A 26,373-nucleotide genomic window follows, 5' to 3' on the forward strand; every position below is an offset into this window, starting at 1 on the left:
ATCAGCGCATCACCCCGATAAAGCGCAGGCCCACGCCCGGTTCGGTGACGATGTAATGCGGGTCGGCGGCATCGTCGTGCAGTTTCTGGCGCAGCTTGCCGACCAGGATGCGCAGGTAATGGGTGTCTTCTTCGTGGGTGGGGCCCCACACCTCGCGCAGCAATTGCGGCTGGGTGACCACCCGGCCGGCGTGCTTGAGCAGCAACGCGAGCAAGGCGTATTCCTTGCGACTCAAGGGCACCGCTTCGCCATCGAGCGTGACCTCGCGCAGACCCAGATGGATGTGCAGGCGGCCGTCGTCGAACACGCTCTCCTCCACCGTGCTGCCGGCGCCGGCCTGGCGCAGCAGCGCGCGGATGCGCGCCATCAGTTCCTGCACGCCGAACGGCTTGGTGACGTAGTCGTTGGCGCCGGCATCGAGCGCGGCGACCTTTTCGGTTTCGCCGGCACGCACGGTGAGCATGATCACCGGCACGCTGGACCACTGGCGGATCTCGCGCAGCACCTCATGTCCATCGCGATCGGGCAGGCCGATGTCCAGCACCACCAGCTCGGCGCCCTGCCCGGCCAGCGTGGCCAGACCTTCTTCGGCGGTGCCGGCCTGCAGCACGCGATACCCCTGCGCGCGCAGGCTGATGTCGAGAAACCGGCGGATCTGCGGCTCGTCGTCGACGATCAGCACGCGGGCAGGCGGGATGGCAGCGGGGTCAGTCGGCATCGGGGCGAGGTGGCGCGGCGGGAACGAGCAACGGCAGCGTAATGCGGATCGTGGTGCCGTGACCATCGGCACCGGCCAGTGCCTCCACGCCGCCGCCATGCGCGCCGATCATGCCCTGGCAGATGGTCAGGCCCAGCCCGGTGCCGTGACGGCCGCGGTCGCCACGCTCCACGCTGTAGAACATGTCGAAGATGCGCGCGCGCTCGTCCTCGGGAATGCCGGGGCCCTGGTCGCCGATATCGACCTGCAGGGCGCCGGCCTGCAGCCGCGCCTGCACGGTGACGGCCACGCCGGCTGGCGAAAATTTCGCCGCATTCTCCAGCACGTTGAAGATGGCCTGTTCCACCAGTGCCGGATGCACCCAGATCGCCGGCAGGTCGGCGGCCAGCTCCAGTTGCAGCCGTACTGCCGGCTGGTAGCGCTGCAGCCGCCGCGTGGCCGAGCCGATCAACTCGTCCACGCCGATCCAGTCGCGCTTCAAGGTCAGCCCGGTGTGGCCGAGCCGGGTCATGTCGAGCAGGTTCTGGATGTAGCGATCCAGCCGCTCGCCTTCGAGCTGGATGGTGTCGAGCAGGCTGTGGCGGTCCTGCGCGTCCATCGCATCGCCGTAGCTGGCCAGGCTGCTGGCCGAGCCGATCATCGAGGCCAGCGGCGAGCGCAGATCGTGCGAGACCGAAGACAGCAACGCCGAGCGCAGGCGCTCGGTTTCGCCACTGACGCGTGCGCCTTCCAGATCGGCGACCAGCCGCGTGCGCAGCGCCGCCTGGCCGATGTCTTCCACCATCGCTTCGGCCAGCCGACGCTCCTCCAGACCGGGCCGCTGCACGCTCTGACGAAAGCGCAGCGCGGCCACCCCCAGGCTGCCACGTTCATGCCGCACCGGCAGGCACCACCACTGCGCGCCGGCCAGCGTATCGGTGAAGCGGCCGGCCGGCTGACCGTGGCGCTGGGTCCAGTCCGCCGCGCTGCGCTCGAGTGCGCCGAAGCTGGCCGGTGCATCGCTTTCGCGTTGCTCCAGACGCAACCAGGCCTCGGCATCCAGTGCAGTGCCCAGCGCGCGACGGCCGGCTTCCAGCACCTGCCCCAGATCGGCAGCGGTGCTGAGCTCGCGGGCCAGCGTCTGCAGCGCATTGGCATGCGCGTTGGCGGCGCGCAAGGCCAGCACCTGGCTGCGCAAGCGCGAGGCCAGGCGGCCGGCGACCAGGGCGGCGATCAGGAACAGGCACACCGTCACCACGCCCTGGCGCGCGCTGATGTGCAGGGTGAAGCGCGGTTCGATGAAGAAGAAGTTGTAGGCGACAAAACTCAGCAACGCGGCGATCACCGCGGCAGCCATGCGCGTGCGCGAGGCCACCAGCACCACCGCGACGATGAACACCATCGACAGGTCGTCGATGTCGGTCCAGCGCTGGATCACCCACGCCACCGCAACCGCGGCAGCGGCGGCGATCGCCGCGAACGCCAGGTCGTAACGCTGCAGCCACTGGCGCGGATTGCGCCAACGCTGGCGTGCGCGTGCGCGCGCATCGGCGGAGCTGACGATGACCAGTTCGTAATGCGCGCCACGCTGCAGCAGTTGCTGGGTCAGCGTGCGGTTGAACATGCGCGCGAGCGGGCGTTCGCGCGTGCGCCCCAGCACCAGCGTGGACACGCCGTTTTGCGCAGCGAAATCCAGCAATGCCTCGGCGACGTTGGCGCCATGCAGCAGCGCGGTATCGCCACCCAGGCGGCGTGTCAGTGCGAACGCGCGGTCGATCTCCAGCTGCCAGGCGGCGTCGGCCACGGTGCGTGTCTGCACGGTGACCACCGTCCACGGCGCATCGCGTCGCTCGGACAACCGCCGCGCCACCCGCACCAGATAATCGGAGCTGCCACGCCCATCGATGGCCACCACCACGCGGCGACGCAAGGCGGCGGTGCCGGGCAAGCCGCGTGCGGCCTGAGTGTCGCGCAGATCGCTGTCGACGCGGTCGACCGCGGTCTGCATCGCCAGCTCGCGCAACGCGGTGAGGTTGGAGGGCGAGAAAAATGCCTGCAAGGCCTGCGTCGCCTGCTCGGGCAGATACACCTTGCCTTGCTGCAGGCGCTCGATCAGTTCGCGTGGCGGCAGATCCACCAGCACGATGTCGCGCAGGCGGTCGAACACCGCATCGGGCACGGTCTCGGACACGCGCACGCCGGTGATGCGCAGCACGATGTCGTTGAGGCTTTCCAGATGCTGGATGTTGACCGTGGTGTAGACATCGATGCCGGCGTCGAGCAGTTCGACGATGTCCTGCCAGCGCCGCTCGTGCCGGCTTCCCGGCACGTTGCGATGGGCCAGCTCGTCGATCAGGGCCAGCGTTGGCTTGCGCGCGAGCAAGGCGTCCAGGTCGAGCTCTTCCAGCTCCCGGCCCTGGTAGCTGATGCGGGTACGCGGCAGCAATGGCAGGCCGTCCAGCAGTGCGGCGGTCTCGCTGCGGCCATGGGTTTCCACCACTCCGGCCACCACGTCCATGCCCTGGCGCAGGCGCTCGCGCGCGCGCGACAACATGGCGTAGGTCTTGCCCACGCCCGGCGCGGCGCCCAGAAAAACGGTCAGACGCCCGCCGTGTTCGCGCTGCAGTTCACCGATCAGCGCGTCGGCTTGTTGGGTGCGGGCGTCAATCATCGGGAATGGGGAATGGGGAATGGGGAATCGCAAAGCCTACAGCTGCCCGATGAGCTTAGTGCTTTTGCTTCACCCCATTCCCGATTCCCGCCTCCCCATTCCCGGCGCGGTCCAGCGCCAGGTTCAGCGCCAGCACATTCACCCGCGGCTGCCCAAGCAGGCCGAACTGTGGCTGTTCGGTGGCGGCCTGTACCAGCGCGGCGACGCGTTGTTCCGGCCAGCCGCGTGCGGTGGCGACGCGGCGCAGTTGCACCTGCACCGCAGCCGGGCTCAGATGCGGGTCCAGGCCACTGCCGGATTGGGTGAGCAATTCGCCGGGAACTGCCTCCGGTGCGATGCCGTCGCGCGCCGCCACCTCGGCACGCGTGGCGGCGATGCGGGTTTGCAGGTCGGAATTGGAACGCGCCTGGTTGCTGCCGGCCGCCGCGGTCGGGTCGTACTTGGCCGCCGAGGGACGTGGCTGGAAATAGCGCACATCGGCAAACGGCTGGGCGACCAGCGACGAGCCAACGACACGGGCGTCTACGCGCAATAGCGAGCCATGCGCCTGCGTGGGAAACAACGCGCCGGTGATACCGGTGGCGATCAGCGAATAGCTAAGACCCAGGCCGAGCAGGATGAACAACGCGAGCACCACCGCCCCGCGCAAGGCGCCGTCGTCGCGCAGCGGCTGCAACGTGGATGTGTCGGTCTTCGAAGAAATCGTCATGACTCAGTTCCCCAGGGTGGCGACAAGCGCCAGGTCGATCAACTTGATCGCGGCAAACGGCAGCAACACGCCGCCCACGCCGTACATCAGCATGTTCCGGCGCAACAGGGCCGTGGCGCTGGACGGACGAAAGCGCACGCCGCGCAACGCCAGCGGGATCAATGCCGGGATGATCAGCGCATTGAAGATCAACGCCGCCAGCACCGCATGCCGCGGGTTGGACAACTGCATCACGTTGAGCGCGGCCATCGACGGGATCGCCGCGGCAAACAATGCCGGCAGGATCGCGAAATACTTGGACACGTCGTTGGCCAACGAGAACGTGGTCAGCGCACCGCGCGTGATCAGCTGCTGCTTGCCCACTTCGACCACCGCCAGCAGCTTGGCCGGATCCGAATCCAGGTCCACCATGTTGCCGGCCTCCTTGGCCGCCTGCGTGCCGGAGTTCATTGCCAGGCCCACATCGGCCTGGGCCAGCGCCGGTGCGTCGTTGGTGCCGTCGCCGACCATCGCCACCAGCCGTCCACCGGCCTGCTCGGCGCGGATGCGGGCCAGCTTGTCTTCCGGGCGCGCCTGGGCGATGTAATCGTCCACGCCGGCTTCGGCGGCAATCGCGGCCGCGGTGAGCGGGTTGTCGCCGGTGATCATCACCGTCTTGATGCCCATCGCACGCAGCTGCGCGAACTTTTCCTTGATGCCTTGCTTGACCACGTCGCTCAGCTCGACCACGCCCAGCACGTGACGGCCTTCGGCCACCACCAGCGGGGTGGCGCCGCCGCGTGCGACTTCCTCGATGCGCCCGTTCAATTCCGGCGACACCGTGGCGCCCTGCGCCTGCACATAGGCCACGATCGCGTCGCCGGCACCCTTGCGGATGCTGCGCCCGGCCAGATCCACGCCGGACATGCGAGTTTGCGCGGTGAAGGCGATGAAATGCGCGCCCTCCGGCTCGACTGCAACGGCACCCTGCTGGCGTGCCAGCTTGACGATGGACTTGCCTTCCGGCGTCGGGTCGGCCAGCGAGGCCAGCATCGCCGCATCGCGCAGTTGCGTACGGTCGATGCCGGCCAGCGGATGGAACGCGGTGGCCTGCCGGTCGCCGTAGGTGATGGTGCCGGTCTTGTCGAGCAACAACACGTCCACGTCGCCGGCCACTTCCACCGCCTTGCCGGATTTGGCCAGCACATTGGCAGACAGCGCGCGGTTCATGCCGGCAATGCCGATCGCCGGCAACAGCCCGCCGATGGTGGTCGGGATCAGGCACACCAGCAGCGCGATCAGCAGCAGCGGATCCAGCGTGACCCCGACGAAACCGGCAATTGCCGGCAGCGAGGCCACCACGATCAGGAAGGTCAGCGTCATCGCCGCCAGCAACAGGGTGAGCGCGATTTCGTTCGGCGTCTTCTGCCGGTTGGCGCCTTCCACCAAGGCGATCATGCGATCCAGAAAACTCTGTCCCGGCTCGGCGGTGACCTTGAACACGATCTCGTCGGAGAGCACGCGCGTTCCGCCAATCACGCCACTGCGATCGGTGCCGGCTTCGCGCAGCACCGGTGCCGATTCGCCGGTCACCGCCGCTTCGTTGATCGTCGCAACGCCGCGCACGATCTCGCCATCGGCCGGGACGAATTCGCCTTCGGACACCAGTACGTAGTCGCCCGGGCGCAGCTCCGCCGCCGGCACGCGGGTCTCGCGGCCGCCGAGTGCGGTTTCCACCCGGCGCGCGACCAGATCCTTGCGCGCACGGCGCAGCGATGCGGCCTGCCCACGCCCGCGCGCCTCGGCGATGGCCTCGGCGAAATTGCCGAACAGCACGGTGACAAACAGGATCGCCGTCACCGCCCAGCCGAACCCGGCATTGCCATACCCGCTGGCGGTGATCACCGCCGCCAGCAGCGTGCCCCCCATCACCACCGCCATCACCGGGCTGCGCAGCAGGTGCCGCGGCGCCAACTTGAGGAAGGCCGCGCGCATTGCCGCCACCAGCACGGCGGCGTCGAACAACGCCGCGTCACCGCGCGCGCGTTTTTCAGTCGTATCGATCGTAGACATTGCTCAAACTCTCAGGACGCCGCCAGGGCGAGGTGTTCAGCGATAGGACCCAGCACCAGTGCCGGCATGAACTGCAGCACGGTGAGCACCAGCACGATCGCCATCAGGGTCAGCGCGAAGGTCGGCGTTTCGACCTGCAGGCTGCCGGCCGACTCGGGCGCACGCCGTTTCACTGCCATGCGCGCCGCCACCATCAACGGCAGGATCAACGCCGGGTAGCGGCCCAACGCCAGCACCACCGAGCAGCTCAGATTCCACCAGTAGGTGGCATCGCCCAGTCCTTCGAAACCCGAACCATTGTTGGCGAAGGCCGAGGTGTACTCGTAGAACACCTGGCTGATGCCGTGGAAGCCGGGATTGGAATTGGCCGTCAATGCAGGCACCGCCAACGCCACCGCGGTGAAGCCCAACACCACCAATGGCTGCAGCAGGATCAGCAGCGCAAGCAACTGCACCTCGCGCGCTTCGATCTTGCGGCCGAACAACTCCGGCGTGCGCCCGGTCATCAAACCGGCCAGAAACACGCTCAGCAGCAGATACACCACGAACTGCTGCAAACCGCAGCCGATGCCGCCCCAGATGGCATTGATCAGCATGTCCACCAGCGTGACCAGGCCACTCAACGGCGCCAGCGAATCGTGCATCGCATTGACCGAGCCGTTGGAGGTCTGCGTGGTCAAGGCCGCCCACAACGCAGACGCATCCGCGCCGACACGCACCTCCTTGCCTTCCATCAAGGCAGCCGAGCCGGCGCTGGCCGAATGCGCTTCGGACCACAGCAGCAGCGCGGTGGATGCGACCGACATCGTCAGCATGGTGCCCAATACCAGGGCGGTGAGACGTTTGCGCCCGGTCAGATAGCCAACCATGAACACCACGCTCATCGGCAACAGCACCAGCGCCAAGGTCTCCAGCAGGCTGCTCAGCGGCGTGGGATTTTCCAGCGCCACCGAACTGTTGGGGCCGTACCAGCCGCCACCGTTGGTGCCGAGCTGCTTGACCGCGACCATCGCCGCAACCGGCCCGACCGGAATGGTCTGCTTGGACATGCCGGCGCTGCTGTCCAGCGGTGCGGCAGTGGCCGCACCCTGCAGCGTGGAAGGCACGCCTTGCCAGCCAAGCAGCACGGTCCACAGCAGGCACAGCGGCAGCAAGACGCGCACGCTGGCGCGGATCACGTCGGCCCAGTAATTGCCGACGTCCGCGTCGGGCAGGGCCTCCACGCCGGGACTCGACTGCTGCCGTCCCTGGCGCGGCATGACGATCTCCGCATCGTCCGACCCAGCCACCCGCAGCTCGGCGCCCGCCGTCGCATTGGATAGCAGCGAATCGGACACCGTTGCGACAGCTCGCCCACCGAACAATGCACGCAAGGTCGCCACCGCCAACGCCAGACCCATCATCGGCGTCACCACCTGCAGGCCGACAATGCCGGTCATCTGCGCCAGATACGACAACTGCGCCTGGCCCGAGTAATGCTGCTGGTTGGTGTTGGTGACGAACGACACCATGGTGTGCAGCGCGGTATCCCAGCGCATGTTCGCAATGGCGTCCGGGTTGAACGGCAGCCACGCCTGGGTCATGAACACGGCCCAGGTCAGCAGGCCGACAACCAGGTTGCTGAGCAGGAACGCCACCGCATAGCCGCGCCACGACATGCCCTGCTGCGGGCGGGTGCCGAGCAATGCATACAGCGGCCGTTCGATCCAGCCGAACAGCGCGTCGCCACGCATCGGGGCGCCGCGCATCACCGCCGCCAGATAACGGCCCAGCGGCCAGGCCAGCACGATGGCCAGCGCGTAGACAAGGAAAGTCTCAATCATTGGAGCGCACTCGCATCAGAAGTCTTCGGGGCGCAGGACCACGTACAACAGGTACGCAGCGGCAACGAGTACGGCCACGCCGCACAACAGGGACAACCAGGCAGGCATGTCGGCTACTCCCCGAGACGCGCGCAACGCGGCGCGATGGATGCGATATGCGACGGCGCATGCAGCGTCTGCAGGCCGACAAGGCAAAGCGCTGCCGCACCGCGCGCGCAGCGGCGATGGAGCAGACAGGTCAAGGAATGCATCGGGATCGTCCCCGGCGGAACCGCTCCGCCAACCTGCGCAGTGTCTTCCCGGGCTGCGTAAAATCGCTATGGACCTGCGATAGCCGCCGCGTAAATTCCGCATAAATGCTGCGTGGCGACGTCTGCAGTCACGCTATGAGGCGTTTCCAGGCAATCTCGACCTCACCCACGTCGCCCGGTCCCAGCCCAGGACAACCACGTCTTGAGTCAGGGCGTTACGAAGTCGTAGCAAGGCCTCGTTGGTCGAGGGCACGGTGCCCTCACCACTTCCGGGACACGCCGTGAATCCGTCCATGGAGGCTCCTTGGCGGCATCCCTGCCGCCAAGGGTCCCGGAACCGGCAAGGTCACCGCGCCAGGATGTGCTGAGGTTGCTTCACTGAAAGCCTGCTTCTTGCTCGGCTCGTCTTGGGCAACTGATTGGGCATGCTGCAAACACTGCATGCCACGCCCTGCTCGCCCGTGCACACCGACCATCTGGACTGGGTCCTTGCCCGCTCACCGTCGCGGGACCTTACGCGGCATGGATGCCGCGTAAGAGCCTACAGGGACGTACTTGCGGCGTGTCCTGCGATGGTGGGCGGGCAAGGGCCGTGCAAAAAAGCCGCAGATCAACCGCTCTACAGCAGACCTATCCGCGCCACCTACTCCCCTAATGTCCTAAGACACAAAGACAACCGGGATTCCGAGTTGCAGCATTGTTCACCAGATGCCATCAGAAACCTGGACAAGCGAGCGCACAGCGCCCTCTCCGCTCGCGACAAGCTGTGACTCCGCACCTGGAGACTCCGACGTTTGCGGCCTGTCGACGGAACACTCACCGCCGCTGCACTAACGTGCCGGCGTCATCCATCAGAGTCCTTGCACATGCCTGTCAGCTACTCGATCAGCCTGCCCGACCCCAAGCTCGCCCGTGGCGGCGATGCGAGCGTGAGCTTCAGCGCCCATGGTGCCGAGGCCTTTGCCGAACAGTTGCAGGCCGCCTTGCGTGATCCGGCCTGGTTCGATCGCTGGCGCCAGCTGCAGGCCGACCCGGACGCGGTGGACCCCAGCCTGGGCGTCACCGATCCAGCGGCCACGGTCAGCGGCAAGCAGGGCGACCTGCGTATCGACCTGGTCGCCACCACCAGCATCCCCGGCGACCTGCTCAAGCAGCGCATGCAGGCCCTGGCCGGGCACCACTGGGAACTACGCGACGTGCGTTGAATTCCACTGCCGCCGCGTGTACGGCGCGGCGGCAGCTTTCCTCAGGTCAGTGCGTTGTTTGCCGCGCGCCGCGGCCAGCGCCACTTCAGGTTCACCGCCAGCGTGCCCACCACGATCAGCGCCAGGCCCAGCCACTGCACCGGCACCAACGCGTGGCCGTAGAGCAGATAGTCCAGCAGTAGCGTCACGAGCGGATACACGAACGCCAGCACCGCAATCGTGGCCACATGCAGATGGCGATAGGACGAATAGAACAGCACGTAGACGATACCGCTGTGGATCACGCCCAGGCCCGCCAGCCACAGCCAATGCAGACCCGGATGCAACGCAGCACTGCTGGAAAATCCGGCCAGCAGGAAGGTGCCGACCCAACACTGCACAGTCACCACCGCCAGCGGCCGTTCGCGGCTGATACGGCGCGACATCAGCAGCGACCCACCGCATAGCAGCGCCGCCAACAGCGTGAGCGCAATGCCGATCAGATAGCCACGGTCGGCCGCCTGCCACAACCGCGCCGGATCTGCCGAGCAGGCCACGCCGACGAACGCCAGCAGCGTCCAGCCCAGATCGACACGCCGCGTGCGCTCGCCCTGCAACAGCGCGGCCAGCAGCAACATCACGAACGGAAACACGTGGTAGACCATGGTCGCCACGCCGATCGACGAGCGTGCCATACCGGCGAACAACGCCACCCAATTCAGTACCAGCAGCACACCGCTGATGATGGCATCGCGCAACAGCGCGCGCTCGCGCCATAGCCCCCTCAGCTGTCCACCAACCAAGCCGCACACGCTAAGAAACAGCGCCCCGAACAGGCAGCGATAGAACACCGCCGTCACCGGATCCTGCCCGCTTTCGTGGACGAACACGCCGACCGAACCGATCAAGACTTCGGCAACCAGCAATTGCCAGATCGCGCGTCGCCCAGCGCCGGCCGACGCCGCTTGCATAGACAAGGGAGTGCTCATAGCGCAATGATTCCCTGCAGATACTGGACAGCGCTGCCACGCACGTAGACATGCTGCGGCTCGACCCGGCACTGCAGTTCGCCGCCACGCGCGGAGGCTTGCAGCGCGGTGAGCTGCGTCTTGCCCAGCCACTGCGCCCACAGCGGTGCAAGCGCGGCATGAATCGATCCGGTGACCGGATCTTCGCTACCGCCATTGGATGGCCAGAAATAGCGGGAGACAAAATCATGCTCAAGTCCTGGTGCGGTGACCGCCACATCGCGCGGCGCAAGTGCCAGCATCCGGCACAGATCGGGCGTCACCCCACGCACCTGTGCTTGGTCGGCATAGACGGCGATATAGGCCTGCGCGTTCGCATAGACAGCCTGCGGCGCGATCGATAACGACTCCGACAACGCTTGCGGCACCAGCCGCACCAGCGAGGGCAACTGGTTGGGGAAGCGCAGCTCGAAGGTGCGCTCGTCCACCCTGGCGACCCCGATCTCACCGACAGCCGGCGCACGCAAGCAAAGTGGAAACGCCGCGTGCTGGTGCGTCGCGAGCACGAACGCGCTGGCCAATGTCGCATGCCCGCAGAAGCCGACCTCCTTGAGCGGCGAAAACCAGCGGATGTCGAACACCCCGCTGCCGTCGGGCACGAAGAAGGCGGTCTCCGAAAGATTGTGTTCGCCGGCGATGGCCTGCATCACCGGCTCCGGCAGCCAGGCCTGCAACGGCACAACGGCTGCAGGGTTGCCCTTGAAACGCACCGTAGTGAACGCATCGACGATAAACACAGGAAGCAGCACGGCCAACCTCACAGAAGAGAACCCACACCTGGCGAACTCACCGGGCACGCCCAGTCTGCAATGCGGCACACGACCATGACAGATTCAGATACGCTGCAAATCGACCAATACAGATGAAAGGTGTCCGCAGATGCTTCTGTACGAATCGCTGGCCACGCAGCTGCGACAGCAGATCGAAGGCGGCACCCTGCGTGCCGGCGAGCGCCTGCCCTCGATCCGGCAACTGGCTGCCAACCATGGCATCAGCACTGCCACCGCCGTGCAGGCCTGTCTGCAACTCGAACGCGAAGGGCGCGTGCAAGCGCGCCCGCGCTCCGGCTACTTCGTGCGCAGCACGACGCCTGCATTGCCGGCCGCAGCACCCGTTACACGTCAGCGCAAACCGGGCATGGTCGACAACCCGGCCTTGCAGCGCGTACTCGACACCTTGTCGCGTACCGACCTGGTGCCGCTGCACACCGCCACGCCCGCGCCCGCACTGTTGCCCGCCGCGCAACTGGCCGCGGCCCTGTCGCGGCAGCTGCGCCGCCAGCGCTCGGCGGCATTGGATTACGCACCGCCGCAAGGCCACGCCGCACTGCGCCGCCAGATCGCCCAACGTTATGCACACTGCGCAACCACCGTCGACGCGGAAGAAGTGGTGATCACCGCCGGCGCGATGGAAGCGATCAGCCTGGCGCTGCGCACCCTGACCGCACCAGGCGATGTGGTGCTGGTGGAGACACCCACGTATCACGGCATCTTGCAGGCGGTGGCCGCATTGCGCCTCAAGGTGCTGGAAGTCCCCAACCTTCCCTGTCACGGTATCGATGTCGCGCGTCTGGATGCCCTGCTGCAGCGCACGCCGGTGCGTGCAGCAGTGCTGGTCCCCAACTTCAACAATCCAAACGGTAGCCTCACTCCCGACAGCACCAAGCGCGCATTGCTCGACAGCTGCGCACGCCATGGCACCGTGGTGATCGAAGACGATATCTACGGCGAACTGGATTGGTCGGGCCAACGTCCACGTCCGCTGCGCCATTTCGATACCCATGCCAACGTGATCACCTGCGGCTCGTTCTCCAAGGTGCTGTCGCCCGGCTTGCGTGTGGGGTGGTTGCTGGGCGGCGACTGGACCGACGCCCTGGTGCGCGCCAAGTATTTTTCCACGGTCGGCAGCGCCAGCCTGCCGCAGCTGGCACTGGCCGATTATCTGGCGCAACACGATCTGGAACGGCATCTGCGCAAGCTGCGCCGCACCCTGGCCGACAACGGGCAGCGTCTGCGCGATGCGATCGTGCGGCATTGGCCGCAGGGCACGCGCGTGGGCCACCCGGCCGGCGGGTTATCACTATGGCTGCAACTGCCCGACGGCGGCAGCGGCCAGGCCCTGTTCGAGGCCGCACTGGCAGAACGTATCGGCACTTCGCCCGGTCATCTGTACTCCAGCCGTGGCGACTACGCAGATCACCTGCGCCTGACCTGCGGCCAGCCATGGAGCGACACGCTGGAGCGCGCGATGCGACGATTGGGCAAGCTTGCGGCGCAGGTGGCGCGTTAGCCACTCTCGGTTGGTGGCAATAGCTGTGTCCGACGAGACAATGGTATGACGCAGCTGATCGGCGCAGACGTCCAGATACGAGAAGGCACCGCTTGCGCCACGCACACCGACCATCCTGACTGGTCCTTGTGCGCCTACCGTCGCGGGACCTTATGCGGCATGGATGCCGCATAAGAGCCTCCAGGGACGGATTCACGGCGTGTCCCGCGATGGTGGGCGGGCAAGGGCCCTGCAGCCACGCCCAGATCGGCTGCTCTAACGGCCAACCTACGCGCTCCACCGGGCTTCGCCCGTCCCTCATCCGCCCGTGAGTCCGTACCCTCATCCACCCCTGCGGGGCACCTTCTCCCGAGGGGAGAAGGGAGTCAATTCGATGCTTTACTCATGCCACGGCCCACGCAGCGCGGCAATGCAACGTAACGCAACACGCACCACCATGCACCATCCCAAGCCACGCACCTACTGCGCACTCGACCAACCGATCAACCGATCAACCACGCAACGCCGCAGCATGGTGCGCGATATGCTCGCCGATAAAGCTGGCGATGAAGTAATAGCTATGGTCGTAACCAGGCTGCAGCCGCACCGTGACCGGATAACCGGCGGTCTTGGCAGCCTGTTCAAACAGCGCTGTTTTCAGCTGGTTTTCGAGAAATTCGTCGCCATCGCCCTGATCGATCAATAGCGGCAGGCGCTCCTGCGCCTGTGCGATCAATGCAGTGGCGTCGTACGCTTGCCACGCTGCGCGGTCCGGCCCCAGATACTGGCCAAAGGCCTTCTCGCCCCACGGCACCTGGCTGGGCGCGACGATCGGCGAGAATGCCGACACGCTGCGGTAGCGGCCAGGATTCTTCAACGCGATGGTCAAGGCGCCATGCCCGCCCATCGAGTGGCCGCTGATCGCGCGCGCACCGGTGGTGGCGAAATTCGCTTCGATCAACGCCGGCAATTCGTTCACCACATAGTCGTACATGCGGTAATGCGCGGCCCACGGCTGCTGCGTGGCATCGACGTAGAAACCGGCGCCCTTGCCGATGTCGTAGCCGTCCGCGTCGGCCACATCGTCGCCACGCGGGCTGGTGTCGGGCACAACGAGGATGACGCCATGCTCGGCCGCGTACCGCTGCGCGCCGGCCTTGCCGATGAAGTTCTGTTCGGTGCAGGTCAGCCCGCTCAGCCAATACAGCACCGGCAGCGGACCATCGGCGGCCTGCGGCGGCAGATAGACGCCGACCTGCATGCTGCAATCCAGGCTCTGCGACTGGTGCCGGTAGACGTCTTGCCAGCCGCCGAAGCAGGCATGGTGTTCGATACGTTCCATGAGATTCCTTCGATAAAAACCTGCGGCCGGCACAAGCGCCGGCCGCGGGGTTGGGCGATCAGTGCAGCACGCCCTTCTTGCGTGCCACATTGGCGGCCAGTGCATCCATCAATCCCGGCGACAGGCAGTCGTACGGGGTCAGGCCGAGCGCGTTGAGACGCGCGCGCACTCCGTCCATGTCAGCCGGCGGCGTGCCGGTTTCGATGATGGAGGACACGAACGCCGCAAAGCCCGGCGGCGACCAGCCCGGCTGCTGCGACAACTCGGTATGGATGAAGTCCAGACCGTAAAACGCGTGTTCCTTGTCTTCGATACGACCGAACATATGCACACCGCAGCCGGTGCACGCATGCCGCTGGATCGCCGCGCTTTCGTCGACGATCTTGAGCTTCTCCGCATGCGCGGTCACCGTGACCTTGTCGCGCGGCGCCACTGCAATCACCGAAAATGTCGCGCCTTCCGGTTTCCAGCATTTACTGCAGCCGCAGGCGTGGTTGTGCGCGGTCTGCGCAGCCACGTCCACGGTCACCTTGTCGCTGGCGCAGTGGCATTCAAGGGTTCCGCCCTGAAAACTCTCTGCACCTCCACGCGCTATACCACTGTCTACCGAAGGATGAATCGAGACGCTGGTCATCATGCCCCTCCTGGAGTATCGGGTACCACGTGCGCGGAAGCGGCCGCGCGCCGATCCTGGCCGTACGGTCAGAAATGAATCACGGTACGGATCGACTTGCCTTCGTGCATCAGGTGGAAGGCCTCGTTGATCTCTTCCAGCGGCATGGTGTGGGTGATGAACGGATCGAGATCGATCTCGCCCTTCATCGACTGCTCCACCATGCCCGGCAACTGGGTACGTCCCTTGACACCACCGAAGGCCGAGCCGCGCCACACGCGGCCGGTCACCAGCTGGAACGGACGGGTGCTGATTTCCTGGCCGGCACCGGCCACGCCGATGATGACGCTCTCGCCCCAGCCCTTGTGGCAACACTCCAGCGCCGACCGCATCACGTTGACGTTGCCGATGCACTCGAAGCTGAAGTCCACGCCGCCATCGGTCAACTCGACGATGACCTCCTGGATCGGCTTGTCGTAGTCCTTGGGGTTGATGCAGTCGGTGGCGCCCATGCTGCGCGCCAGATCGAACTTGCCCGGGTTGGTGTCGATGGCCAGTATGCGCCCGGCCTTGGCCTGCACCGCGCCCTGGATCACCGCCAGACCGATACCGCCCAGGCCGAACACCGCCACGCTTTCGCCCGGCTTGACCTTGGCGGTGTTGTGCACCGCGCCGATGCCGGTGGTGACGCCGCAACCGAGCAGGCAGACCTTTTCCAGCGGCGCATCCGGGTTCACCACGGCCAGCGAAATCTCCGGCACCACGGTGTATTCGCTGAACGTCGAGCAGCCCATGTAGTGGTAGATCGGCTCGCCGTTGTAGGAGAAGCGCGTGGTGCCGTCCGGCATCAGGCCCTTGCCCTGGGTGGCGCGCACCGCCTGGCAGAGGTTGGTCTTGCCCGACAGGCAGAATTTGCACTTGCGGCATTCGGCGGTGTACAGCGGGATCACGTGATCGCCGACCTTGACGCTGGTCACGCCCTCGCCGACCTGCTCGACAATGCCGCCGCCCTCGTGGCCCAGCACGGACGGGAAGATGCCTTCCGGATCGTCGCCAGACAGCGTGAACGCGTCGGTGTGGCACACGCCGGTGTGGGTGATGCGGACCAGCACTTCGCCAGCCTGTGGCGGTGCGACGTCGATCTCGACGATTTCCAGCGGCTTGCCGGGTCCGAATGCAACTGCTGCACGGGATTTCATGTGATGGCGCTCCTGACGATGAGGTTCAAGGACGGGCACGGCATGCGCCGGCCCGGTGGGAGTTCATTTGAGATAGGACCGGACCAGCCCGAGCAATTCCTGCACCCGCTCGGCGCGCTGCGCGTCGGAAGCGGCGGCGTGGCCGAAGTCTTCGCGGATATGCGCTTCGAGCACCTGCGACATCAGCCCATTGACGGCACCCCGGATCGCGGCGATCTGCTGCAGCACAGGCGCACAGTCTGCGCCCGCCTCCAGCGCGCGCTCAAGCGCGTCGCACTGCCCGCGCAGGCGTCGCACGCGCGCTAGCGCCCGCTTTTTCTCCTGCGGCGAATGCGGCATGACGGCTCCGGCCAGATACTGGGGGGCAGTATATGGATTCGCGCGGAAAAAGCCATGCCCATGAGGAAGGCCGCAGGCGGCGGCCGCCTGGATCCGTGCCCAGCTGCAACAACATCCGCGTCAGCCATGGCGCTGAACGTCCATCCAGGCGTGTGCAGGTCGTCGACGCGGTGTACTGAGGTGCTGCGGATTCGGCGCGCCGGCCGCCGCTGTCATCACACTGCAGCACGCCGTAGGCGGGCGTGTGCAAGCGCAGCACGCACCTTCAGCTGTCGCCGCTGTCCAGACGCATGCTCTCCGACACCGGGAGTTCGATGGTGCAGCGCACCCCGTCCGGGCCCGGCACGTAGCCGGTGTAATACGCCTGTTCGATCTCGCGCTGCGGCACGCCGGTCAGGCGGTCTTCGGCAACGAAGGTCATCTCGATGTGCTGGCCGATCGCCTCTTCCGCCGCTTGTGCGCAGGTCACCCCAGCTGCAGCATCGCCGCGAGCTGGAAACGGCGGTCGGCGTGATCAGCAAGATCAGCCATGCCGGGGCGGCGGCCCGAAGCCTTCGGCCTCCAGGCATTGCGACAGTGCCGGCGGTGGCGGGCCGAGAGGCGGCGCGTCAGGCGCGGGCAATGCGATGCCTTGCGCAGTGGCACAGGCCTGCAACGCGGCGTCGAAGTCGGGATCATGGGGTGGCGGACCATGTGGTTCGCCAGGCCCGTGCAGGCCATCGGGCGCCGGGCCGTCGGGCATCGGCGTTGGCCACGTCACGCCTTTGTTGGCCAGACAGCGGTCAAACGCACGGCGATCCACGCGCTGCGCGGGCGCATCGTGATGCGGCGTGGCCGCAGCCGGCCAGGGCGATGCCATTCCCTGCTCCTGAGCACACGCCTGCATCGCGGCCAGATCGCTCGCACTCGCACTCGCACTCGGTGGCGGTGGCGGTGGCGGTGGCGGACCACGCTGCGCCTGTGGTGGCGCAGGCGGCGGCGGTGGCCCGCCGGAAGGCGCGCCGCAGAAACTGGCGCAGCCGCCCAGGCCGAGTACTGCTAGCAGTGCACTGATGGCAACGGCTGTGGAGCGTGTCTGGACCATCGTCGATCTCCCTGGCTGGATGGCGCATGCGCGTACCGCACGCACATGGCAATGGCGGGCTGTACCCGCCTGGTCAGGGAGAGCGTTGCACCGCAATATGTCGTGCATTTGCCGCTGCGCGCCGATCGCTGGCGTGCGCCGTCACGCTGCGTGCAAGACCCCGAACCACACAAGCACCGTGTGCTGCATGCAACCCGCGTTGACCGTGGGAACGCGTTAAAGCCTGGCTAACGCATCAGTTCTCGACGACCGCCGGGGCCACGCTTGCGGTGAGGTCCGCCGCATGTGCGGGTAACGACGCCAGCACCGCATTGCGAAAGCGCGCGGCGAATGCGGCATCGTTGGCCTGGTAGAACGCCCGCGCGTTGGCCGACAGCTGATCCAGCTGCGCCTGCGGCAATGCCAGCGCGGTTTCCACCGCTTGCGCAATGCCCGTGGCGTCCACGTAGTAGTACGACGCCAGACGCCGCTGGCGCACCTCGGCCACCGGAATCAGCACGCCATGCTCGGGCCTGACCAGTTCGTTCATCGGCTCACCGTCGGTGGCCAAGGTCACCGCACCCACGCTCAGCGCTTCCATCAGGTAATGCCCGAAGCCCTCGGCCTCGGATGGACACAGATGGAACAGATGCGCGTTCTGCAGCCGCCGCAGCTCGGCGTCGTCGAGATAGCGCACGCGGTGGTCGATGTTGGGCGCCACCACCGGCTTGCCGGCCGTACGCGGGTTCTGCACCACCGTCAGCAGCGGCCACTCCGGATGCCGTTGCCAGGTCTCCAGCAGCACGCGGGTGCCCTTGGCGGTACTGCGCCCGGCCAGATGGAAGAACGCACGTTGACGGGCGACCTGCGCGTCGTAGCGATCCGGGCTGGTGAAGCCGATGAACCGCGTGGTGCAGCCCAGGCCGCGAAAAATCCGCTCCGCGTGATGGGTCTTGCACAGCACTGCGTCGAACTGCGGCAGCCGCGGCAGCCACTTGGGCAGCAACCACTCCGGATTGGGCACCAGCAGGTTGGTCTGACCCAGCGGCAGGCAGCGCGCATACACGCGCTCGGAAAAGATCTGCACCGGCACCCGCCCGAACAGTGCGCGACTGGCCCACAGACGGGCTTCGCGCGCGGTGTCGTGCAGCCGCTGACTGGTGAAGCCCACTCCCTGGACCGGTATGCCACCGGCACGCAGCGTCTGCGCCATCAGCTCCATGTCCCGGGTCAGGCCCACGCCGTTGTCGCGGCTGATCACCCGCATCATCGGAAACGCCTTGTCATGCGTACACTCGCCATTGCAGCGGCACAGTGTCGATGGCCCGGTTTCCTGCGCGATGTCCCGTTCTGTCATGTTGCGTCACACGTGTGCCAAAGGTTGACAAATTCAATCATTATGATGCGTGCTCCAGCCCTGCAACTGCGAGCACCATGTATCCGGTAGCCACCACCCTGCGCGGGCCAAGCTCCGCGCCACCGACGATGATCTCCATGGACATGCAACAACCCTGCGTTCTTGTGGTCGACGACGACCCGGACCTGCGCAAGCTGATCGGCGAGTTCCTCAACGCCCACGGCTACCAGGTGGACGTTGCCGAAAACGTGGCGGAGATGCGCAAGAGCATCGCGCAGCGCCGCCCGGACCTCATCGTACTCGACGTGATGATGCCTGGAGAAGACGGCCTGAGCGCGGCGCGGGCGCTGGCCAGCGAGCGCGGTTCACCTGCGGTCATCATGCTCAGTGCGCTGGGCAACGACACCGACCGCATCATCGGCCTGGAAGTGGGCGCCGACGATTACCTGGCCAAACCCTGCAATCCGCGCGAATTGCTGGCGCGGGTACGCGCCCTGCTGCGCCGCAGCCAGGCCAGCAGCGAGCAGGCCGACCACCGCGGCAACGTCTACGAGTTCGCCGGCTGGCGGCTGGACGTGGTCCGCCGCGATCTTCGCGACCCAACCGGCATCTTCATCAACCTGTCCGACGGTGAATTCGCGCTGCTGCGCACCTTCGTCGAGCATCCGCAGCGGGTGCTGAGCCGCGACCAGTTGCTGGACTACGCCCGCGGCCGCGACACCGATGTCTACGACCGCGCCATCGACAGCCAGATCAGCCGCCTGCGCCGCAAGATCAACGAGCGCGTGCATACCGAGTTGATCCGCACCGTGCGTAACGAGGGCTACATGCTGCTGCCGGGCGTTTCGCGTCTGTGAGCAAACCGGCACGTCGCGGGCTGTCGATCTTTGCCCGTACCTTCGTATTGCTGGCGGTGGCGCTGCTCACCGCCCAGGTCATCGGCATCGCCCTGCTGGTGATGCGCACCCCGGTCTACGAGCCTCCGGTGCATCCGCCGGAGGTGGTCGCGCTGCTGTCCACGCGCATGCCGGCCGGCACCCAGACCTTGACGGTGCGCGAATCGGCCCGGGCCCCGCTGCCGCCGGCAGGCCAGGTGCGCGATGGGTTTGCCGAAATGCTGCTGGCCCACTGGCTGGATGTCCCCGAGCAGCGCGTGCGCTTCTACCGCAGCGCCGACGATCGGCAGGGCCCGCGGATCGGCATGTCTCCACCGCCGCGCATGCCCGGCCAACCGCAGGCATCCGGGGCCGATGACGGCGATGCCAGCCCAGCGGGCAATCGCCGCGACGCCTTGCAGCGCGCGCCGCCGGCGCCAGGCGACTGGCCGCGCGATCGCCCCCCGGGCGCCCCGCCGTTCGGCAACGGGCTGCGTCCGGACGCTCCTCCCGGTGCCTGGGAAAGCGAGCGTCTGACCCCGGGCGTGCCCTTGCTGGACGGCTTCACCGCCGCGCTGCAGCAACCCGATGGCCGCTGGCGCACGGTCGAATCGCCACCGCGGCGGCTGTCGGCCGAGTTCAAGACCCACGTGGTGCTGCTGTTCCTGGCCGGCCTGCTGGCCAACGTGCCGCTGGCGTGGTGGTTCTCGCGTGCGCTGTCGGCGCCGATCAAGCGCTTTGCCGAGGCCGCCGACCGGCTGGGCCGCAACCCGGATGCCGCCGCCTTGCAACGCAGCGGCCCGCCGGAGATCGTGCGCGCGGCCGATTCGTTCAATGCGATGCAGGCGCGCCTGAACCGCCTGATCAACGAACGCACCCACATGGTGGCGGCGATCGCGCACGACCTGCGCACGCCGCTGGCGCGCCTGTCGTTCCGCCTGGACGGCCTGCAGCCGCCCTTGCGCGACAAGGCGCTGGCCGACATCGACGAGATGAAGGCGATGATTTCCGCCGCGCTGGATTTCATCCAGAACGATCGCCACCGTGGCAAACGCGCGCCGCTGGATCTGCGCCTGCTGGTGGAAAGCGTGGTCGACAACGCCACCGACATCGGCGCCGATGCCGAACTGCTGCCCGGCCCGGCCATCACCCTGGATGGCGACCCGCTGGCCTTGCGGCGCGCGGTGATGAACCTGCTGGAGAACGCGCTGAAATACGGCAAGCGTGCGCGCCTGCAGCTGCAGCGCGATGGCGAAGACGGCGTGCTGTGGATCGACGACGACGGCCCCGGCATCGACCCGACCCAGCGCGAACAGTTGCTGCTGCCGTTCGTGCGTGGCGAGTCCTCGCGCAATCGCGACACCGGCGGCATCGGGCTCGGCTTGTCGGTGGCGCACAGCATCGTGCTGGCGCATGGCGGCGACCTGCGCCTGGACAACCGTGCGGCAGGTGGCGGCCTGCGGGTGACGGTGCGCCTGCCGTGCATGCCGGAGCGGCGCTAGGACTAGGGCTGGAGCGCGCGCGCTCGCACGCGAGGTCGGTAATGCCGTCGCGCGCCCGAGGCCACGCCTGCAGACAACAACCCGCGCGCCAGCCCGGCGACGCGCTACGACGGCGGCAAGCAGCGAGCGCTCAGTAAGCAAACTCGCGGAACACGCGATCGATGTCGCCGTTCCATGCGCCGTGATACAGCGCCAGCTTGCGCTCGGCGGCCGTCACGCCGCTCTCGGCGATCTCGGCGATCACGTCCACAAAGCCGGTTTCGTCCTGACCGTCGGCATTCAGGCGCGCACGCCGACGCAGGCCCTCGCGGGCGATCCTGACCGCTTCCACCGCCAGGTCGCGCACCGTGCCGTTACGGAACGGCAGGCCGAGTGCGTGCCGGGGCACACCGTCGCGCAGCGCGTGGCGCTCGGCGGTGCTGAAATCCTTGACCAGATCCCAGGCCGCATCCAGCGCGGTGTCGTCGTACAGCAGCCCGACCCAGAACGCCGACAGCGCACACAGGCGGTCCCACGGGCCGGCATCGGCGCCGCGCATTTCCAGATACTTCTTCAGGCGCACTTCCGGGAACGCGGTGGTCATGTGATCCGACCAGTCGCGCAGCGTCGGCAGCGCGCCCGGCAGTGCCGGCAACCTGCCTTGCATGAAATCGCGGAAGCTCTGCCCGCTGGCATCGACATAGACGCCGTCGCGGTACGAAAAATACATCGGCACATCGAGCAGGTAATCGACGTAGCGCTCGTAGCCGAAGCCGTCTGCGAACACGAAATCCAGCATGCCGGTGCGGTCGGCGTCGGTGTCGGTCCAGATATGCGAGCGGTAGCTCAGGTAGCCGTTCGGCTTGCCTTCGGTGAACGGCGAATCGGCGAACAACGCGGTGGCGATCGGCTGCAACGCCAGCGACACGCGGAACTTCTTCACCATGTCCGCTTCGGTGGCGTAATCCAGATTGACCTGCACCGTGCAGGTGCGCGTCATCATGTCCAGGCCGAGCGAGCCGACCTTGGGCATGTAGTTCTTCATGATCTGGTAGCGGCCCTTGGGCATCCACGGCATTTGATCGCGGCGCCACTTGGGCTGGAAGCCCATGCCCAGGAACCCCAACTGCAACTCGCCGGCGACCTGGGCCACTTCGTCCAGATGGGTGCCGGTTTCCACGCAGGTGTGGTGCAGGGTTTCCACCGCCGCGCCGGACAGTTCCAGCTGGCCGGCCGGCTCCAGCGTCACCGAGGCGCCGTCGCGCAGCAGCGCGATGGTGTGGCCGTTTTCCTGCACCGGCTCCCAGCCGAAGCGGGTCAACCCGGTCAGCAGCGCCTGGATGCCGCGCTCGCCTTCGAACGTGGGCGCACGCAGGTCGTCGAGCTGGAAGCCGAACTTTTCGTGCTCGGTGCCGATCCGCCAGTCAGCGCTGGGCTTCTCGCCGGAGGCCAGCACCTGGACCAGCTCCGCGCGTTCGGTGATCGGCGTTTCGGCAACGTGGCTGGGACTCGACAAGGGCAGGCTCGCAGGAAAATTTAGGGGAACGATGTGGGGATCCTCCCCTGCCACCGCAAGGCCCGCACTATAACCGCAGGGCATGGAAAGAATTGCCGCCATCGGCCGGGCCTGAGATTTCCATCCATGCGCACGGCGTGGCCGACGCAGCCAGCAAGCGCTGGCGCAACCCTGGCGCCCGATGTCGGGCGTGACGGAGGGCACGGCAGACCGCAACCGTCCACGCCGAAACTGGATACCCGCAAATTCCCACCGGCGGCGATGCGCGCCTTTCGATCACCCCAGCCGCGCAGCCGCGATCCTGTAGCATCGCCCGGCCATGACCGTTGCCCCCACACCCACCGACGCCCTGCTCGCGCAGATGGCCAGTCTGATGCATTGCGATCGCGCCGAGGGGTTTGCCTGCGTGAGTGCGCGGCGCGAACACGGAGCACGCTCGGTGGATCTGACCCAGGCGCAGTTCGCGATTGTGCTGCAGGGCCGCAAGCAGGTGCGCAGCGCGACCCAATCGCTGCAGTTCGTGCCAGGCGACCTGTTCCTGGTGACGCGCCGTTGCCGGATCGATGTAATCAACACGCCCGACCCGCAGACCGGGCTCTACCTGAGCGTGGTGGTTCCCCTCTGCGAAGAGGCGCTGGCTGCTGCGCGCGTGTTGTGGAACGAGCCGCTGCCCGAGGCCGGCGCCGACATCGCGCGGCTGCCGGTGATCGATTTCGCGCTGACGCTGTGGCAATGGCGCGATGCGCTGCAGCACGGCCTGTATACCGAAGCACGCCTGGCGCTGGCCGCACTGGTCGTCACCCTCTGCCGCCGCGGCCACGGCGGCCTGCTGCTGCCGCCGGCGCCAAGCGTTGCCGAGCAGGTGCGTACGCTGATCACCACGCAACCGCAGCGGGCGTGGCGCTCGCGCGACATCGAAGACAGCCTGGGTATCAGCGGCGCCACCTTGCGCCGGCATCTGGCTGCCGAACACCGCTCGCTGCGCGAACTGATCACCGACGCGCGGCTGGCACACGCCATGGCCTTGCTCTACAGCACGCGCTGGCCGCTCAAGACCGTGGCCGCGCGTGCCGGCTATCGCTCTACCCGCAGCTTCAGTCAGCGCTTCCAGCAGCGCTACGGGCTGGATCCGGCCAGCATCGGCAATAGCCGCTAGATCGCCGACGCGAGCGCTTCGCGCAGCGCAATGAGCGAATCGCGCAGGTCGCCGCGGCCAGCATGGCGACACCGCGGCGGTTGCCGCCTGTCCTGGAGTTGCTCATGTCTGTTTTTTCCGCCCTGCGTTCGCTTGCGCCGCTGTTGCTCGCCGCAAGCGCCACGCTGGCACACGCCGCTGCGCCCGCATCCACGCACGCACAGGTCCCCGGCTTCTACCTGCAGCGCATCGGCACGCTGCGCGTCACCGCCTTGTTCGACGGCAGCGTGGCGTTGACGCGTCAACAGCTGTCCAACGTGGCCCCGGCAGAACGCGACCGCCTGCTCGCGCAGGGCTACGTGCCCGAAGACGGCAAGGGGCTGCAGACGGCAGTCAACGCCTATCTGATCCAGGACGGCAGCCACCTCAGCCTGGTCGATACCGGCGCCGCGCAGTGCCTGGGGCCCGGCCTCGGTCAGGTGCTGAGCAACCTGCGCGCCGCCGGTTACGACCCCGGCCAGGTCGACGATGTGCTGCTCACCCACGCGCATCCGGACCACCTGTGCGGGCTGCTTGATGCGCAGGGCACGCCGGCCTTTCCCAACGCCACGGTGTGGCTGTCCGAGGCCGATGCCGCGTACTGGCTGGATCCCGCTTCGGAGGCCGGTGCCGCGCCGATGCTGCAGTTCGCCCTCCCGCTGGCACGCGCGGCCGTCGCGCCGTATCAGGCCCAGGGTCGGCTGCGCCGCTTCCAGCCGGGCAGGAGCGCATTACCGGCCGGCATCACCGCGCTGGACAGCCAGGGCCACACGCCCGGCCACGTCTCGTATCGCTTCGACGGCGGCACCGGCAACACGGTGCTGGTATGGGGCGACGTGCTGCACTACCACGCCGTGCAGTTTGCCCAGCCGGACGCCTCGTTCGAGGCCGACAGCGATCGCACCAAGGCGATCGCCTCACGCCGTCGCCTGCTGGCGCAGGCCGCCGACGGCCGCTGGTGGGTGGCCGGCGCGCATCTGCCGTTCCCGGGGCTGGGTCATGTGCGCCGCGAGGGCAAGGCGTTCGCCTGGGTACCGACCGAATTCGGCGCGGTGCCGCAATAAAAACGGCGAGCCCCGGCTCGCCGTCCTGACGGTCTGAAGGGCCAGGCGTCATGCGCCAGGCCCGCACCGGCTCACTCCGCGGCAGGCGGCGCGCCGTCCAGGCCCAGCCAGCCGCCGACGATGCCGCGCAGTTCGTCCACGCCCTGGCGCGACTCGCCCGAGTAGGTCTGCACGGTCACGCTGTCGCCGAAGCGCGAGGTCACTTCCTTCTTGACCTTCTGCAGGGTCTGCATCTGCTGGCCACGGCCGAGCTTGTCGGCCTTGGTCAGCAAGCCATGCGCGGGCAGGCCGCGCTCGGCCGCATAGCCGAGCATCTGCAGATCGTAATCCTTGAGCGGATGGCGGATGTCCATCACCACCACCAGCCCGCGCAGGGCCTCGCGGGTGCGGAAATAACGGTCGATGAAGGCCTGCCAGTGCGCCTGCAGGTCCTGCGGCACCTTGGCGTAGCCGTAACCGGGCAGATCCACCAGATAGCGTTCGGGCTGGATCTGGAAGAACACCAGCTGCTGGGTGCGGCCGGGAGTCTTGGACACGCGGGCCAGTGCGTTCTGGCGGGTCAGCGCGTTGAGCGCGCTGGATTTTCCGGCGTTGGAGCGGCCGGCGAAGGCGACCTCGTAGCCGCCATCGTCGGGCAATTGCCGGGCGTTATGGGCGGACAGGTGGTAGCGGGCTTGTTCGATAAGGAGCGACATCTCCCTAGGATCGCACGTTCGGGGCCTGACGGTTTTGCTGCACTGTTCGTTGACCCTGGCGCAAAGGCGTGTCGATAATCGAAGCACGCCTGCCACAGCCAGCACCCAACGCGCGCGGGCCGGGTCCATACGGAGCTTTAGCTGATGCGCCATGCTCGTGTGCTTGTCCTCGCCGCCCTCGCCGTGCCGGTCATCGCCGCCGTGGCGTTTGCGCAATCGGCGGTCACGCCGATCCCCGATCCGCCGCCGGTGCGCATCGCCCCGCTGGAGGTGGACCTGTCCAAGACCACCTGGGGCGATGCCAAGGCCGGCCAGACCAAGGCCGCGGCCTGCGCGGCCTGCCATGGCCCGGACGGCAACCCGGCGGTGGCCATGTACCCGCGCATCGCCGGCCAGACCGAGCGCTACGTGGCGCACCAGGTCGCCCTGATCGCCAGCGGCGAGCGCAATACCGGCATGTCGGCGGTGATGGTGCCGTTCGTCAAGGACCTCACCGCGCAGGACATGCGCGACCTGGGCGCCTACTTCGCCACGCAAAAAGCCGCTGCCGGGGTGGCCGACGATGCGGTGGTCAACGAGGGGCCGTACCAGGGCCTGAAGTTCTACGAAGTCGGCGAAAAGCTCTACCGCAGCGGCGACATCGCGCGCGGCGTGCCGGCCTGCATGGCCTGCCATGGTCCGTCCGGCAGCGGCAATCCGGGCCCGGCGTATCCGCGCCTGGGCGGCCAGCATGCCGAGTACGTTGCGCGGCGCCTGAAGGAATACCAGGCCGGCACCACCCAGGAGCGCAACCCGGCGCTGTTCAATATCATGGCGCAGGTGGCGCACCCGCTGACCGAGCAGGAGATCCAGGCGCTGGCCAGCTATCTGCAGGGTCTGCACGACCGCGCCGACGATGCCGCCGCCGCGCAACCGCCCGCAGCAACGCACGCACGCTCATGAGCTGACCGCCGCAACCGCCACACCGTGTCA

At 67.2% G+C, this 26,373-nt stretch carries 24 protein-coding genes; 7 read left to right on the forward strand and 17 right to left on the reverse strand.

Features of this window, described 5'->3' with window-relative positions:
- Nucleotide 1: 1 nt before the first annotated feature.
- The 6 genes from XaplCFBP3123_RS05430 to XaplCFBP3123_RS05455 are packed head-to-tail and all read right to left on the reverse strand — an operon-like array spanning nt 2 to nt 8,060.
- A complete protein-coding gene (locus tag XaplCFBP3123_RS05430) occupies nt 2–718 on the reverse strand; it encodes a response regulator (RefSeq protein WP_104533072.1) in 717 nt (238 codons plus the stop codon).
- Nucleotides 708–3,368, reverse strand: a complete 2,661-nt coding sequence (locus tag XaplCFBP3123_RS05435) for a sensor histidine kinase (protein WP_104533073.1) — start codon at nt 3,366–3,368, stop codon at nt 708–710. Before XaplCFBP3123_RS05435 ends, XaplCFBP3123_RS05430 begins: the two co-directional genes overlap by 11 nt.
- 55 nt (nt 3,369–3,423) lie before the next feature.
- On the reverse strand, nt 3,424–4,077 hold the full coding sequence (gene kdpC / locus XaplCFBP3123_RS05440) for a potassium-transporting ATPase subunit KdpC (protein WP_104533074.1): 654 nt from the start codon (nt 4,075–4,077) through the stop codon (nt 3,424–3,426).
- Between the two features lie 3 nt (nt 4,078–4,080).
- Nucleotides 4,081–6,129 (reverse strand): potassium-transporting ATPase subunit KdpB, encoded by a 2,049-nt coding sequence (gene kdpB, locus XaplCFBP3123_RS05445; protein ID WP_104533075.1) that lies wholly within the window; start codon nt 6,127–6,129, stop codon nt 4,081–4,083.
- 11 nt (nt 6,130–6,140) lie between these two features.
- On the reverse strand, nt 6,141–7,952 hold the full coding sequence (gene kdpA, locus XaplCFBP3123_RS05450) for a potassium-transporting ATPase subunit KdpA (protein ID WP_104533076.1): 1,812 nt from the start codon (nt 7,950–7,952) through the stop codon (nt 6,141–6,143).
- A 15-nt stretch (nt 7,953–7,967) separates the two neighbouring features.
- Nucleotides 7,968–8,060 (reverse strand): potassium-transporting ATPase subunit F, encoded by a 93-nt coding sequence (locus XaplCFBP3123_RS05455; RefSeq protein WP_006452907.1) that lies wholly within the window; start codon nt 8,058–8,060, stop codon nt 7,968–7,970.
- A gap of 1,009 nt (nt 8,061–9,069) precedes the next feature.
- On the opposite strand from XaplCFBP3123_RS05455, the gene XaplCFBP3123_RS05470 reads away from it, so the two are divergent.
- Entirely contained in the window at nt 9,070–9,408 is a 339-nt protein-coding gene (locus tag XaplCFBP3123_RS05470; protein ID WP_172453081.1) for a hypothetical protein, read from the forward strand.
- 41 nt (nt 9,409–9,449) lie between these two features.
- On the opposite strand, the gene XaplCFBP3123_RS05475 is transcribed toward XaplCFBP3123_RS05470, so the two are convergent.
- The gene (locus tag XaplCFBP3123_RS05475) at nt 9,450–10,358 is read right to left on the reverse strand and encodes a DMT family transporter (protein ID WP_172453119.1); all 909 of its coding nucleotides are present in this window, start codon (nt 10,356–10,358) and stop codon (nt 9,450–9,452) included.
- 14 nt (nt 10,359–10,372) lie between these two features.
- A complete protein-coding gene (locus tag XaplCFBP3123_RS05480) occupies nt 10,373–11,164 on the reverse strand; it encodes a PhzF family phenazine biosynthesis protein (RefSeq protein WP_104533293.1) in 792 nt (263 codons plus the stop codon).
- A 130-nt stretch (nt 11,165–11,294) separates the two neighbouring features.
- On the opposite strand from XaplCFBP3123_RS05480, the gene XaplCFBP3123_RS05485 reads away from it, so the two are divergent.
- The gene (locus XaplCFBP3123_RS05485; protein WP_104533079.1) at nt 11,295–12,704 is read left to right on the forward strand and encodes a PLP-dependent aminotransferase family protein; all 1,410 of its coding nucleotides are present in this window, start codon (nt 11,295–11,297) and stop codon (nt 12,702–12,704) included.
- A gap of 490 nt (nt 12,705–13,194) precedes the next feature.
- Here XaplCFBP3123_RS05485 and fghA read toward each other — a convergent pair whose 3' ends face one another.
- The 7 genes from fghA to XaplCFBP3123_RS05520 form a co-directional block, all read right to left on the reverse strand.
- Complete coding sequence (gene fghA, locus XaplCFBP3123_RS05490; protein WP_104533080.1) at nt 13,195–14,025, reverse strand: S-formylglutathione hydrolase; 831 nt, start codon at nt 14,023–14,025, stop codon at nt 13,195–13,197.
- Between the two features lie 58 nt (nt 14,026–14,083).
- On the reverse strand, nt 14,084–14,659 hold the full coding sequence (gene gfa, locus XaplCFBP3123_RS05495; protein ID WP_104533294.1) for an S-(hydroxymethyl)glutathione synthase: 576 nt from the start codon (nt 14,657–14,659) through the stop codon (nt 14,084–14,086).
- A 68-nt stretch (nt 14,660–14,727) separates the two neighbouring features.
- Nucleotides 14,728–15,837, reverse strand: a complete 1,110-nt coding sequence (locus tag XaplCFBP3123_RS05500; RefSeq protein WP_104533081.1) for an S-(hydroxymethyl)glutathione dehydrogenase/class III alcohol dehydrogenase — start codon at nt 15,835–15,837, stop codon at nt 14,728–14,730.
- Nucleotides 15,838–15,900: 63 nt separating this feature from the next.
- Nucleotides 15,901–16,176, reverse strand: a complete 276-nt coding sequence (gene frmR, locus XaplCFBP3123_RS05505) for a formaldehyde-responsive transcriptional repressor FrmR (RefSeq protein WP_016902624.1) — start codon at nt 16,174–16,176, stop codon at nt 15,901–15,903.
- Between the two features lie 265 nt (nt 16,177–16,441).
- Nucleotides 16,442–16,645: a hypothetical protein gene (locus tag XaplCFBP3123_RS05510; RefSeq protein WP_104533082.1), complete on the reverse strand. Its 204-nt coding sequence runs from the start codon at nt 16,643–16,645 to the stop codon at nt 16,442–16,444.
- Nucleotides 16,646–16,699: 54 nt separating this feature from the next.
- Complete coding sequence (locus XaplCFBP3123_RS05515) at nt 16,700–17,035, reverse strand: hypothetical protein (protein ID WP_104533083.1); 336 nt, start codon at nt 17,033–17,035, stop codon at nt 16,700–16,702.
- A gap of 460 nt (nt 17,036–17,495) precedes the next feature.
- The gene (locus XaplCFBP3123_RS05520; RefSeq protein WP_104533084.1) at nt 17,496–18,596 is read right to left on the reverse strand and encodes a glycosyltransferase; all 1,101 of its coding nucleotides are present in this window, start codon (nt 18,594–18,596) and stop codon (nt 17,496–17,498) included.
- A 137-nt stretch (nt 18,597–18,733) separates the two neighbouring features.
- Between XaplCFBP3123_RS05520 and XaplCFBP3123_RS05525 the strand changes: the two genes are divergently transcribed.
- Nucleotides 18,734–19,453, forward strand: a complete 720-nt coding sequence (locus XaplCFBP3123_RS05525; protein ID WP_104533085.1) for a response regulator — start codon at nt 18,734–18,736, stop codon at nt 19,451–19,453.
- On the forward strand, nt 19,450–20,973 hold the full coding sequence (locus XaplCFBP3123_RS05530) for an ATP-binding protein (protein WP_104533086.1): 1,524 nt from the start codon (nt 19,450–19,452) through the stop codon (nt 20,971–20,973). Before XaplCFBP3123_RS05525 ends, XaplCFBP3123_RS05530 begins: the two co-directional genes overlap by 4 nt.
- A 130-nt stretch (nt 20,974–21,103) precedes the next feature.
- Here the strand turns inward: XaplCFBP3123_RS05530 and XaplCFBP3123_RS05535 are convergent, their stop codons facing one another.
- Nucleotides 21,104–22,468, reverse strand: coding sequence for a glutamate--cysteine ligase (locus tag XaplCFBP3123_RS05535; RefSeq protein WP_104533087.1), 1,365 nt, complete (start codon nt 22,466–22,468; stop codon nt 21,104–21,106).
- Between the two features lie 319 nt (nt 22,469–22,787).
- On the opposite strand from XaplCFBP3123_RS05535, the gene XaplCFBP3123_RS05545 reads away from it, so the two are divergent.
- Both XaplCFBP3123_RS05545 and XaplCFBP3123_RS05550 read left to right on the forward strand, forming a co-directional pair.
- On the forward strand, nt 22,788–23,624 hold the full coding sequence (locus XaplCFBP3123_RS05545) for a helix-turn-helix transcriptional regulator (RefSeq protein ID WP_104533088.1): 837 nt from the start codon (nt 22,788–22,790) through the stop codon (nt 23,622–23,624).
- 104 nt (nt 23,625–23,728) lie between these two features.
- A complete protein-coding gene (locus tag XaplCFBP3123_RS05550; protein ID WP_104533295.1) occupies nt 23,729–24,706 on the forward strand; it encodes an MBL fold metallo-hydrolase in 978 nt (325 codons plus the stop codon).
- A 71-nt stretch (nt 24,707–24,777) separates the two neighbouring features.
- On the opposite strand, the gene yihA is transcribed toward XaplCFBP3123_RS05550, so the two are convergent.
- A complete protein-coding gene (gene yihA / locus XaplCFBP3123_RS05555) occupies nt 24,778–25,401 on the reverse strand; it encodes a ribosome biogenesis GTP-binding protein YihA/YsxC (RefSeq protein ID WP_104533089.1) in 624 nt (207 codons plus the stop codon).
- Nucleotides 25,402–25,545: 144 nt separating this feature from the next.
- Here yihA and XaplCFBP3123_RS05560 point away from each other — a divergent pair, with 144 nt between their 5' ends.
- The gene (locus XaplCFBP3123_RS05560) at nt 25,546–26,343 is read left to right on the forward strand and encodes a c-type cytochrome (RefSeq protein WP_172453083.1); all 798 of its coding nucleotides are present in this window, start codon (nt 25,546–25,548) and stop codon (nt 26,341–26,343) included.
- Nucleotides 26,344–26,373: the final 30 nt, after the last annotated feature.

This window comes from Xanthomonas arboricola pv. populi, assembly GCF_002939945.1.
GTDB classification, from domain to species: Bacteria; Pseudomonadota; Gammaproteobacteria; order Xanthomonadales; family Xanthomonadaceae; genus Xanthomonas; species Xanthomonas arboricola_A.